Here is a 12,230-nt window from a genome sequence, read left to right as displayed (position 1 = left end):
AGCCTATCACCCCTGATCCTGACGGAAGGCGCTGTGCTCCGCGATGGCTGCTCCTCGCTGATCCTGGTGGATCTTCTCGACCTTGAGGCTGCGCTCTACCGCATCGCGAAGGCCCGGGTGCGTGAGTTCGTGGAAACTGAGGGTCTGAACCGGCTCAAAGCCTCTCGCGACCTTGTGCAGTCCCTGCGCGCCCGGGTTAAAAACTCTTAGCCCCTGTTCGATACAGAATTCGATCCCCTGGTAGTAGCAGGTCTCAAAGTGCAGGCCCGGCGACTCGCTAAAGCAGCCCCAATAGCGGCCATAGAGCGTGTGGTGGTCATGAATCAGCCAGGCACCGGCCTGGTATTCGCCGTCCAGCCGCCCCAGCACCAGCAGCACCTGCACGCCGAAATCCTCGCCGAGCTGGCGAAAAATGTCTTCGGTCAGCAAAGGCCAGTTGCCCTTGCGGTGGAAGGTTTCCTGGTAGAGGCTGGTGATAAAGCGCCAGTGCCAGTCTTCCGCCTGATCGCCGGTGATCAGTTCAAAGGTCCATCCGGCGCTGGCCAGCTTGCGCCGCTCCTGCCGGATGTTCTTTCGCTTCTTGTGGGTGAGCGCAGCGAGGAAGGCGTCAAAGTCCTCGTAGCCGCGGTTTTGCCAGTGGTACTGCCAGTCGCAGCGTTCAAGAAAGCCGGCCTTGCGCAGGACCTTCGCGTCATCGGGCTCAACAAAATTGACGTGAATGGAGCTCAACCCCTGAAGCTGACAGATTTCGCGCAGCGCCGCCGGCAAGGCCTCGTGGGCCTGGGACCCGGGCTTGGCCATCAGCCTGGGGCCGGTGACCGGCGTCAGCGGCGAGCCTGATAAAAGCTTGGGGTAGTAAGGCAGGCCCGCGCGCTGCGCGGCGTCCGCCCAGGCCCAGTCGAAAACAAATTCACCGTAGGAATGGGTCTTGAGGTAGAGAGGCACGGCGCCCTCCAGCTCGCCAGCACGTTCAGCCACCAGGTGACAAGGCGACCAGCCGGACTCAGCGTCGACGGCGCCACCGGCTTCCAGGGCGGCCAGGTATTCATAGCGGACAAACGGGTTGGCGCCGGCAAGCCGGTTCCAGGCGTCTGCGGGAACTTCGCTGATCGCCGACAGCTGGCGAATGTTCAGGCCGGGAAGATCTGGCGTGCTAATAATCAAAGGTCCTTTTTTCTATGCCGCGTGGCTCGGCGCTGCCCATCCCGGCAACGCCCCGCTAACGGCTCGGTGGCGCGTGTGTCAACGTTGGTTGCGCACCCTCAACTGGTACAATTGGAGGTTAATTGACTGCTTGTCGTTATTTTGCCAAAAGCCACCGAAACACCGAAGTCCAACGGTCTCGCCCAGCACCTGGTCCTGCGGCTGCGGGAAAGCGCGTTTATCGTGATGGCGCCGCTGGCGATCTACCTGCTGATCGCGCTGCTGACCTATGACTCACGCGATCCTGGCTGGTCCAACAGCGCGGCGTCCGACAACGTTCGCAACAGCGGTGGTGTCGTCGGCGCATGGCTGGCGGATATCGGGCTGCTGCTTTTTGGCTACCTGGCCTTTCTGTTCCCGGTCATGCTGGCCTGGTGGGGCTGGCTGATTCTCCGCGGTGCGCGCGAGGCCAGCACCGAACGGGCAGAGCTGTGGATCAGACTGGCCGGCTTCGGCCTGATTGTGGCTTCCGGCTCCGCCCTTGCTCACCTGCATTTTTCGACGAGCCACCCCATGGTCTCCGCTGGCGGTGGCGGTATCGTCGGCGCAACGCTTGGTCAGACGCTGTTCAGCATCGCCGGCGCGCTCGGTTCCACGCTCGTATGCCTCGCCCTGTTTCTGGCGGGGGTCACGCTGTTTACGGGCCTTTCCTGGCTGCGGCTGACCGATCGGGTGGGCGCCTCAACGCTGAAGCTGCTGGAGTGGATCAAGTCACGACCGGAGGCGATCAGCGAGTGGCGCGAAGGGCGCCGCGCGCGCCGCAGCCGCATCGAGGTGCGAAAAGCCGATACCGCCAAACGGCGACGCCAGGCGCCACGGAAGATCAGCGCCGCGCCGGACAAGGTCGAAAAGAGCAGCCGCGCAAAGAAAGAAAAGCAGATGCCGCTGTTTACCGATATTCCGAGCGGAGAGCTGCCGCCGTTGCACCTGCTCGACGAGCCCACGGAGCAGGTCAAAGGTTATTCGCCCGAGGCCCTGGAGGCGCTGGCCCGGCAGGTGGAGCTCAAGCTGGCCGACTTCAGGATCGAGGCCCAGGTCGTGGAGGTTTTCCCAGGACCCGTGATCACCCGGTTCGAGCTGATGCCAGCGCCGGGAATCAAGGGGAGCCAGATCAGCAACCTCGCCAAAGATATTGCGCGCGGCCTGTCGGTGATCAGCGTCAGAGTGGTTGACGTGATACCGGGCAAGTCGGTGATTGGCCTGGAGATTCCCAACGCCAATCGTCAAATGGTTTTTCTGTCGGAGATCCTCCGTTCCAAGGCCTACGACGACGCCAATTCGCCTATGACGCTCGCGCTGGGCAAAGACATCAGCGGCAAACCGGCGGTGGCAAACCTCGCCCGGATGCCACACCTTTTGGTGGCCGGCACCACGGGATCGGGTAAGTCGGTGGCCATAAACGCGATGATCCTGAGCCTGCTGTACAAGTCGTCGCCCGAGCAGGTCCGGCTGCTGATGATCGACCCCAAGATGCTGGAGCTGTCGGTTTATGAGGGTATCCCGCACCTCCTGGCGCCGGTGGTCACCGATATGAAGGAAGCCTCCAACGGTCTGCGGTGGTGCGTCGCCGAAATGGAACGCCGGTATAAGCTCATGTCGGCCCTGGGCGTCAGAAATCTGGCCGGTTTCAACAAGAAAGTGCGCGATGCCCGCAAGGCCGGCAAGCCCATCGAGGATCCGCTGTTTGAGCCCGATCCACTCGCGCCGTCCGAGGGGCCCGAGGAGCTGGCCACGCTGCCGTTTATTGTGGTGATCATCGACGAGTTTGCCGACATGATGATGATTGTCGGCAAGAAAGTCGAAGAGCTGATCGCCCGCCTGGCGCAGAAAGCCCGGGCCTCGGGAATTCACCTAGTGCTGGCAACCCAGCGCCCCTCCGTCGATGTCATTACCGGGCTCATCAAAGCGAACATTCCGACGCGGATCGCGTTTCAGGTCTCAAGCCGGGTCGATTCACGAACCATTCTTGATCAGCAGGGCGCGGAGCAGCTGCTCGGCCACGGCGACATGCTGTTTCTGCCGCCAGGAACCGCGGCGGTCGAGCGCATCCACGGCGCCTTCGTGGACGACCACGAGGTGCATTCGGTGGTCAAATATCTGTGTTCCCACGGGGAACCCAGCTACATGAATGATGTTCTAAATGATGCACAGACCACCGTCGACGGTCAGAGCATCGGCGCTACGGGGCTTCCGGAAGCCAATCCGGACGATCAGACCGACGAGCTCTACGACAAGGCGGTGTTTGTGGTGACCGAGTCTCGCCGAGCGTCGATTTCGAACGTGCAGCGGCGGCTGAGGATCGGCTACAACCGAGCGGCCCGCCTGATCGAAGAGATGGAAGCGGCCGGCATCGTCAGCCCGCCGGAGCACAACGGCAACCGGGAAGTGCTGGCGCCACCACCACCCAAGGACTGAGGGTATGAGCACAAGCAGGGCTAATGCGGGAAGACAAAGGGCAGGGCTGCGTGCAGTCGCGGCCGGCCTCGCGCTGGTGCTGGCATTCCTGGTTCCCAGCGCGCACAGCGAAGACACGGCGGCCTCGGCGCTAATAAAGCGTTTCAGCACGGGCTTGACCAGCTACCAGGCGGATTTCATTCAGGAGGTTGTCGACGATCGGGGACGCATGCTGGAGCGGTCCTGGGGCCAGATGGCGCTCGCGACACCGGCGCAGCTGCGCTGGCACTACCTCGGCGAGTTTGAGCAGCTGATCGTGGCTGATGGGCGTCAGGTCTGGAATCACGATGTTGACCTGGAACAGGTCACGGTCAAAGACCAGGCGCAGGCGGTGGACGACTCGCCGCTGTATCTGCTGATGGCGCCCGACCAGATGGAGGAGCTCTATCGGGTAACGCTCGCTGACACGGTCAGCACGTCAGCGCCGGCGGGCCTCAAGCGAATCCGCTTGACGCCGCGGGAGCCACGAGCGGATTTCGACTGGATCGATCTGGGTTTTAGCGACAATCAGCTGGCGCTGCTCATGATTCAAGACGCCTTCGGGCAGCAGACCCTCATTCAGTTTTCGGAGCCGGTGAGAAATCCGGCGCTGGACGAGACGCTCTTTCAGTTCACGCCGCCCGAGGGTGTGGACGTGCTATCCGCCGAAGAATTCAGCCTGGAAGACCCGCAGTAGGCAATCGGACGCGGCCTCCCACGAGGCCCGCTACGCCGCTGTGAGCGCGATTGCTCCTCCACGCTACTGGTTTTATCCAGCGGCTTTCCGGACAATAGCGGCCTTTTCTGCCCGGACCTGACCGATGCTCGACCCACAGCTACTCCGCAACGATCTCGACAACGTCGCTGAGCGCCTCCAGGCGCGCGGCGCTGATTTTGACCGAGCGGTTTTCAGCGAGCTTGAGACCCGCCGTAAACAGCTGCAGCTCGACACGGAACGGCTGCAGGGAGAGCGCAAGACGCTGTCCAAGGCGATCGGGCAGGCGAAAGCGCAGGGTGGCGATGCCAGCGAGGCTCTGGCGCAGGTTGCAGACGTCGGTAAACAGCTGGAGCAGACGGCTGCCGCTTTTGAGTCGGTGGGCCAGGAGCTGGAGACGATTCTCCAGCAGCTGCCCAACCTGGCGCATGAGTCGGTGCCGGTAGGCAAAGACGAGGACGACAATCAGCTGGTACGAACCATCGGTGAGCCGACGACCTACGATTTTGAGGTGAAGGACCACGTGGATCTCGGCCAGGGGCTGGGTGGGCTTGATGCCGAGATGGGCGCACAGCTGTCGGGTTCCCGCTTTACGGTGCTCGGCGGCGGCGTTGCCCGACTGCACAGGGCACTGGCGCAGTTCATGCTCGACCTTCACGTCGGCGAATACGGTTACCGGGAAATCAACGTGCCGCTGCTGGTCCGAGCGGAAGCCATGTTTGGGACCGGCCAGCTCCCAAAGTTTGCCGATGATGCCTTTGCCACGGCGGACGAAACGCCGCACTACCTGATTCCTACCGCCGAGGTCACGCTGGCTAACCTCGTCGCGGACCGCATCACGGACGAGGCCGCGCTGCCGCTCCGGTTTGTGGCGCATACGCCGTGTTTCCGGCGCGAAGCGGGCTCTTACGGGCAGGACACGCGGGGGCTGATCAGGCAGCATCAGTTCGAAAAGGTCGAGCTCGTGCAGGCGGTAACGCCGGATCAGTCCTACGAGGCGCTGGAGGAGCTGACGGGGCACGCTGAGGAGGTGCTCAAGCGGCTCGAACTTCCCTACCGCGTCATGCTGTTGTGTACCGGCGACATGGGTTTTGGCGCCGCCAAGACCTATGACCTGGAGGTCTGGCTGCCGGGCCAGTCGGCTTACCGGGAGATCTCGTCATGTTCCAACTGCGAAGCGTTCCAGGCGCGGCGCATGAAATCGCGCTTTCGCCCCGCCGGCGGCAAGCCGCAGCCCCTGCATACCCTCAACGGATCGGGCCTGGCGGTGGGGCGGACGCTTGTCGCGGTGCTGGAGAATTACCAGCAGGCGGACGGGTCGATCCGCATTCCCGAGGCGCTCCGTGGCTACATGGGCGGCCTGGAGGCGCTGACGCCAGAATCATGAGCGGTGATCGCCGCGGGTGATGTGCGAGCCAGAGCGCAAAAAAAAACCGGGCAATGCCCGGTTTTTTCGTAACTTTAGGCGACGCTCTTAGCCGCCGAAACCTTAGTCTTCGCCGAGGGCGAAGCCCAGCAGATGGAGCAGGCTGGTGAACAGGTTGTAAATCGACACAAACAGCGTGATGGTGGCCATGATGTAGTTGGTTTCACCGCCGCGCACAATGGCCTGCGTCTGGTAAAGGATCAGACCGCTCATCAGCAGCACAAACATGGCTGAGACCGCCAGTGAGAGCGCCGGGATCTGGAAGAAGTAGGCCGCCAGACCCGCCAGGAACGCCACGATGATACCAATCATCAGAAACTGGCCCATGCCGCTGAAGTCTCGCTTGCTGGTTAGCGCAATGCCGGACATGGTCAGAAAGACCACCCCAGTACCGCCCATCGCCAGCATGACCAGCTCGCTGCCGTTGCTAAAGGCCTGCGTATAAATGTTGATGATCGGCCCTATGGTCAGCCCCATAAAACCGGTCAGCGCAAAGATCGACACCAGCCCCCAGGGGCTGTTGCGCAGCGCTGTGGTCAGAAACAGCAGTCCAAAATACCCGCCCAGCGTAATAAAAATGCCCAAGGGAGGCATGTTGACGCGCACGGCAACAAACGCCGTCACGGCGCTGAACAGCAGCGTCATGGACAGCAGTCTGTAGGTGTTTCGCAGTACCCGGTTCGTCGCAACTACCGACTGCGCCGAAGTTTGCACTGAATAGGGTTGTTCCATTAACGATCTCCAGCTTGTCTACAACAAAAAAGATATGGGGGCGGTCCGCTGAATTTACAGCGATTTGCCACAGTTCAAAATCATATCAGTTAATTTGACCCTCGGCGTGAAGGGCAGTTCCTGAAAATTTCACGTGGTCGCAGCAAATGGGGTGCCGGAAAAGCGCGTGGCCAGAAAATCGGCAAACAAGCGCACTTTGGCCGACAGGTTGCGGTGACGCGGATAGAGCACGGACAAGGTGATCGGACTGGGGCGATAGCCGGTCAGCAGCGCCTCGAGCTGCCCCTCATCGATCGCCGCCTGAACGATAAACGCGGGGAGCATGATAATACCCTGACCGGCGACCGCCGCGTCTTTCAGCGCCTCACCGTTGTTGGACCACATCACGCAGCCGATGTTGACCGACATCTCACCGTCAGGGCCCTGCACTCGCCACAGGTTGCCGGACTGCTGGTAGCCGTAGTGCAGGCAGCGATGTTCGCTCAGCTCCGATGGCGCCTCCGGACGGCCATGGTTCGCCACATAGCCGGGCGATGCGCAGATGATGAGGTCGGCCAGGGTGATTTCCCGCGTGACGAGGCTGGTGCTGACCAGGGGTTCACCGATCCGCACGCTCACGTCGAAGCCTTCTTCGATCGGGTCGACGTAGCGGTCGTTGAGCACCAGTTCCACCGTGACCTGAGGGTGCTCGGCCATAAACTCCGCGACCGCTTTGGCCAGGTGCATGGTGCCGAAGGTCATCGGCGCGTTGATACGCAGATTGCCGACCGGCGTGTCCTGCAGTTCGGCAGCGGACGCGATTGCCTCGTCGAGCTCGCTGATAATCTGTACACAGCGGTCGTAGAATTTGAGCCCGGCCTCCGTGGTCGAGACTTTTCGAGTGCTGCGGGTGAGTAGCTGCATGCCGAGCTGGTTTTCCAGCGCGATAACGTCCTTGTTGACCACCGAGCGCGAGCTGCCAAGCCCTCTGGCCGCCGCCGCAAAGCCGCCGGCCTCAACGACCTTTACAAAGGTTCGGATCGCTCGAAGCGTGTCCATCGCTATTGGCTTCCCATTGGCGGCCTGGCCATCCGGTTGGCCGTTTGGGTTGTCTCGCTGTGTACCATTTGCCAATCTTACACGCCTGCTGCGGATGACCGCAGCGAGGATCGCGTGCTGACAGGAAAGGAGAAGTGTCGTGAGTTTTCAGGAAGCAGGGCCGGCCGAATGCCGCAGTTCGGAGGGGTCGGTTGAGCTGACTATCAGACCCAAACTCAAAGATCTTGGAGAGTTTTCGGTGCGGCGCGTGTTGCCGGCCGCCCAGCGCCGGTCGGTGGGTCCGTTCGTGTTTTTTGATCACATGGGGCCTGCGGTATTTCCCCCCGGTCAGGGCATCGCCGTTCGACCCCATCCGCATATTGGCCTGGCGACGATCACCTACCTCTTCGAAGGGGAGATCATCCATCGCGATAGCCTCGGCTTCCTGCAGCCTATTCAGCCCGGTGCCGTCAATCTGATGACCGCAGGGCGGGGCATTGTCCACTCGGAGCGCGCTGGCGATGATTTGGCGACAACGTCGCGGCTTCACGGCATTCAGTCGTGGATGGCCCTGCCGGTAGAATTGGAAGAGATCGATCCAGCGTTCCAGCACTATCCGGCGGGCGAACTGCCCACGGTCGAGCAGGACGGAGTGAAGGTCACCGTCATCATGGGGTCAGCGCTGGGCGTCGAATCGCCCGTGCTGCAGCATTCACCCACGCTCTATCTGGAATGCCTGATGGCATCCGGATCCGCCATCGCTTTGCCCGAGGATGTCGCTGAACTGGCGTTCTACGTAGTGAGCGGTCATGTCACCGTCGATGGCCACACCTACGACGAAGGTGAGATGGGTGTTGCGTGTCCTGGGACTGCGCTGGGCCTCGCGGCGGTCGAGGAAACCCGGGTTATGGTGATCGGAGGGCGGGGCCTTGGTGCCCGCCACCTGTGGTGGAACTTTGTCAGCCATGACAAGCACCGAATTGAGCAGGCCAAAAAAGACTGGCGCGAGCAGCGGTTCGGTTCCGTTGATGGCGACAACGAGTTCATTCCACTCCCTGAGTAGCGCGACATAGCGGCGGACAGCGATGGATCTGAATCATGACTGAGATCGACCGTGAGGCGCTGGCGGTGTTCGAGCGTATTGCGCCCGCGCCGACCGATCAGCACGAGGCGTTGATCGAGGAAGCGTGCGGCGACAACACGCGTCTCGCGTCGGTGGTCAAAGACCTGCTCCGCGCTGACGCGGTCAGCGACCATATGCTGGGAAGGTCAGGTCCCTCAGCCCCGCTGCAAAGCGTTCCCGAGACGATTGGCGGTTTTCGGATTCTGAAGCCCTTGGGTCAGGGTGGGATGGGGCGCGTGTTCCTGGGCGAGCGAATCAACGCCCCGTTTCGTCAACTGGTTGCCATCAAGCTACTCAACACCTTTTGGCTGGAAACCGACATCGTTGCCCGCTTCGCCCGCGAACGGCAGATCCTGGCGGACCTGAACCATCCCAACATCGCCTCGTTGATCGACGGCGGGGAGACGGAGTCGGGTGAACCTTATGTGGTTCTGGAGTTTGTTGACGGCCTGCCCATCGATCAGTTTGTTGAGCAGCAGGGGTTGTCGCTCGATGAAACGCTGCGCCTTTTTCGAACGGTGTGCAGCGCGGTCCAGGCGGCCCATACGTCGCTGATCGTCCATCGAGACATCAAGCCTAGCAACGTGTTTGTGTCGCACGAGGGTGTGGTCAAACTGCTCGACTTCGGCATCGCCAAGCAGCTTGATGCGGGTGACGGCGATCCAAAGACGCAGACCGGGCTCCATGCGATGACGCCCAGCTACGCCAGCCCCGAACAGCTTCTGGGCAAACCGCTGTCGACCGTCAGCGACGTCTATTCGCTGGGTACACTGCTTTTTCGGCTGGTCAGTGGGGTGTTGCCTTACAAGGTTGACGGCTTGACGCCGGCCGCCGCCGCGCAGGTCGTATTTGAACGATCGGCGCCAGCTCCGAGTGCCGCATTCAGTCGCGAACGCATCCGGACCTGGTCCGCCGGGGCGCTCAAGGGAGACCTCGATCGGATTGTGACCAAAGCGCTACACGACGATCCTGCCAGGCGCTACGCGTCGGCCAATGATCTGGGTGACGACATTGAACGCTTTCGCAAAGGCAGACCTGTCGAAGCTCGGCCCGACGGTTTCGGCTACGTGGTCGGGAAGTTTGTGGGTCGGCATCGGGCGGCGAGTGGCCTGGTAGTGACGCTGCTCGCCGGGTTGGTTGCGGCTGTCGGCGTGAGTATCTCGCAGGCACAGCGGGCCGAAACGGAAAAGACGGCTGCGATTTTGGCTTACAACCGTTCCAGTGCTGCGTTTGACTTTATCAGTCGCACGCTCGGAGAGGGGCAGCGGCAAGACGGCAGAGAAACCACGGTGCTGCAAGCGATCGATCGGGTGGCCTCGCAGGTGGATGAAGCGTTTGACGACCCGTATACCGAGGCGGCAACTCGAGCGGCGCTTGGGCGCGTTTACGACGCCATGGGTAAGCCGGCGAGCACGGTCGGACAGCTCGAGCGCGCTCGCGGGCTGATCGACGAGAGCCGGTTCGAGTTTGTCGATCTGTCTTACGACGTCGACTGGCTGCTCGCCTGGAACTATTTCCTAGCGGGCCGGCATGCCGAAGCTGTGGAAATCGGTCAGCCGCTGATTGCGGATGCGGACTTTATGCAGTCGGACTCGGCCCGCTATTTCAATGTTGTCACGGCCACCATCGCCTCCATGGCAGAACTGGGTGACCTCGACGGCGCTAGGGCGTTGCTGAGCGAGTACCTCAAAAACGATATCGAAGACGATGTTCGTCGACAGCTGCTGAATACCCTGGGTCTACTGGAACTGGGCATCGGCGATTTCGACGCGGTCCGAATCAGCCAGAGTGAGGGGCTCGCGCTGGCCAGGGCGGCAGATTCAAGGCATCACGTTGATATCTTTGAGTACAACCTGGCGGTAGCCGACAGTTTCGACGGCCGTTACGACGAAGCCCGGGTGACACTAACGGCGCTGTTGGCACGCTATGCGAGCTACGAGGTAATCGACAGCATCAACACCGCAAACGCCCAGGCCAGTCTCGGATTCATCTATCTGCAGCAGGACCAACCGGAAACCGCGTTCCCGCTGTTGGAAGCGGCTTACAACACCTTTCATGAGGAGCTACCCGAAGAGTGGCGAACTCACGCCACCCAGGTTGCGTGGGGCCTGTCGATGCTCGATACCGCTCCCGATGAGGGAAGCGATCACGTCAAGCAGGGCATGTCTGAGCTTCGCAAGCGAACCGAGCCACGTAACCCGTGGCGGAAAGCTTTGGAGCAGTTGGTGGTTGGAATTGCGGAGGCTAATCAGCGCTAGGGATCAAGAGTGGCGGAGGAGGAGGGATTCGAACCCCCGAGAGGCTTTCACCTCTGCTGGTTTTCAAGACCAGTGCATTCAACCGCTCTGCCACTCCTCCGCGCAGGCGCCGAATGATACAAAATCCTGAGGCTGGTGTCCCGCCCTTTGGGGTAATTCTTAGGCTGTTTCGCACCGTTGAAGGTATTGTGCACGCTGCTTGATCGCGGAGGGATTGATTCGCAAACGAAGTATCGTTTGCTCACCCCTACGGGGCGCCTGCGCTGCGCTCAGGCGTCCAAGTTGCTAGCGCAACTTAGTGATTCGCAAACGAAGTATCGTTTGCTCACCCCTGCGGGGCGCCTGCGCTGCGCTTCGGCGTCCAAACTTCCTTGCGGAAGTTTGTCGAACCCCCGAGAGGCTTTCACCTCTGCTGGTTTTCAAGACCAGTGCATTCAACCGCTCTGCCACTCCTCCGCACAGGCGCCGAGTGATACAAAATCCTGAGCCCGGTGTCCCGCCTTGTCGCTGAAATCTTAGAAGGCGAATGCCGTCTTCTGACCTGCCTGGGTAAGGTGGATTGCAAAGGGATTGATTCCTCGCTCCCATTCCGCGTTCTGAGATAAGATGCTGTTCGAATTGGAGGCGAGCTGTGATACGACTGTTACTGGTAGACGACCACGATCTCGTGCGCACCGGCGTTGCTCATATTATTGAGAAACAGGCCGGCATGGAGATTGTCGGAGAGGCAGGAACCGGCGAAGAAGCGCTCCGCCTGGTGCGCGAGCACAAGCCTGACGTGGTGCTGATGGACGTCAATATGCCAGGCTTGGGTGGTCTTGAAGCGACCCGACGCATCGCCCGATCGTCTCCAGAATGCAAAGTCATCATTCTTACCGTGCATTCCGAAGCGCCGTTTCCGACGCATCTCCTCGACGCTGGAGCTTCCGGATACCTGAGCAAGGGGTGCGCGGCCGAGGAACTCGTCAACGCCATCCGGTCGGTCCATCGCGACACCCGATACATCGGCAAAGACATTGCGCAGCGTCTGGCGCTGTCGCTGCTGCCGGGGGCCGACAAGTCGCCGTTCGACGACCTGTCCAGCCGGGAAATGGAGGTCATGATGATGCTCATCCAGGGGATCGAGGTGAGCGGGATCGCTGAGTCGCTGGCGCTAAGTCCAAAAACGGTCAGCACCTACAAGTATCGGATCTACGAGAAGCTCACCGTTAAGAATGACGTCGAGCTGACCCATCTGGCGATTCGCCACGGTATCTTAGAAAACAGCAGCGTTTGAAAACCGCGGCGCCTGTCGGCGCCGGCAGCCAAGCCCGACCGCGATGG

9 protein-coding genes and 1 tRNA gene are annotated in these 12,230 nt (G+C 61.3%); 6 read left to right on the top strand and 4 right to left on the bottom strand.

Features of this window, described 5'->3' with window-relative positions:
- Positions 1-6: 6 nt before the first annotated feature.
- Positions 7-1,164 (bottom strand): GNAT family N-acetyltransferase, encoded by a 1,158-nt coding sequence (locus AAF358_21965; GenBank protein ID MEM7708235.1) that lies wholly within the window; start codon positions 1,162-1,164, stop codon positions 7-9.
- A gap of 189 nt (positions 1,165-1,353) precedes the next feature.
- Here AAF358_21965 and AAF358_21960 point away from each other — a divergent pair, with 189 nt between their 5' ends.
- The 3 genes from AAF358_21960 to serS all read left to right on the top strand — a co-directional run bounded on the left by AAF358_21960 (position 1,354) and on the right by serS (position 5,738).
- A complete protein-coding gene (locus AAF358_21960) occupies positions 1,354-3,618 on the top strand; it encodes a DNA translocase FtsK 4TM domain-containing protein (GenBank protein MEM7708234.1) in 2,265 nt (754 codons plus the stop codon).
- A 4-nt stretch (positions 3,619-3,622) separates the two neighbouring features.
- A complete protein-coding gene (gene lolA, locus AAF358_21955; protein ID MEM7708233.1) occupies positions 3,623-4,333 on the top strand; it encodes an outer membrane lipoprotein chaperone LolA in 711 nt (236 codons plus the stop codon).
- A gap of 124 nt (positions 4,334-4,457) precedes the next feature.
- Positions 4,458-5,738: a serine--tRNA ligase gene (gene serS, locus AAF358_21950; GenBank protein MEM7708232.1), complete on the top strand. Its 1,281-nt coding sequence runs from the start codon at positions 4,458-4,460 to the stop codon at positions 5,736-5,738.
- Between the two features lie 102 nt (positions 5,739-5,840).
- Here the strand turns inward: serS and AAF358_21945 are convergent, their stop codons facing one another.
- Positions 5,841-6,509 carry a Bax inhibitor-1/YccA family protein gene (locus AAF358_21945; GenBank protein ID MEM7708231.1) on the bottom strand — a complete coding sequence of 223 codons (669 nt, stop codon included), beginning with the start codon at positions 6,507-6,509 and terminating at the stop codon, positions 5,841-5,843.
- A 129-nt stretch (positions 6,510-6,638) separates the two neighbouring features.
- The gene (locus AAF358_21940) at positions 6,639-7,547 is read right to left on the bottom strand and encodes a LysR substrate-binding domain-containing protein (GenBank protein ID MEM7708230.1); all 909 of its coding nucleotides are present in this window, start codon (positions 7,545-7,547) and stop codon (positions 6,639-6,641) included.
- Between the two features lie 139 nt (positions 7,548-7,686).
- Between AAF358_21940 and AAF358_21935 the strand changes: the two genes are divergently transcribed.
- Together AAF358_21935 and AAF358_21930 are read left to right on the top strand one after the other, a co-directional pair.
- Positions 7,687-8,589, top strand: coding sequence for a pirin family protein (locus tag AAF358_21935; GenBank protein MEM7708229.1), 903 nt, complete (start codon positions 7,687-7,689; stop codon positions 8,587-8,589).
- A 35-nt stretch (positions 8,590-8,624) separates the two neighbouring features.
- Positions 8,625-10,907 (top strand): serine/threonine-protein kinase, encoded by a 2,283-nt coding sequence (locus AAF358_21930; GenBank protein ID MEM7708228.1) that lies wholly within the window; start codon positions 8,625-8,627, stop codon positions 10,905-10,907.
- A 10-nt stretch (positions 10,908-10,917) separates the two neighbouring features.
- Here AAF358_21930 and AAF358_21925 read toward each other — a convergent pair.
- A tRNA-Ser gene (locus tag AAF358_21925) sits at positions 10,918-11,007 on the bottom strand.
- A gap of 531 nt (positions 11,008-11,538) precedes the next feature.
- Here AAF358_21925 and uvrY point away from each other — a divergent pair.
- Positions 11,539-12,183 (top strand): UvrY/SirA/GacA family response regulator transcription factor, encoded by a 645-nt coding sequence (gene uvrY, locus AAF358_21920; GenBank protein ID MEM7708227.1) that lies wholly within the window; start codon positions 11,539-11,541, stop codon positions 12,181-12,183.
- Positions 12,184-12,230 lie beyond the last annotated feature (47 nt).

It is taken from the genome of Pseudomonadota bacterium, from assembly GCA_039033415.1.
GTDB lineage: Bacteria > Pseudomonadota > Gammaproteobacteria > Xanthomonadales > SZUA-38 > JANQOZ01.
This window is presented reverse-complemented; position numbering and strand designations above follow the sequence as displayed.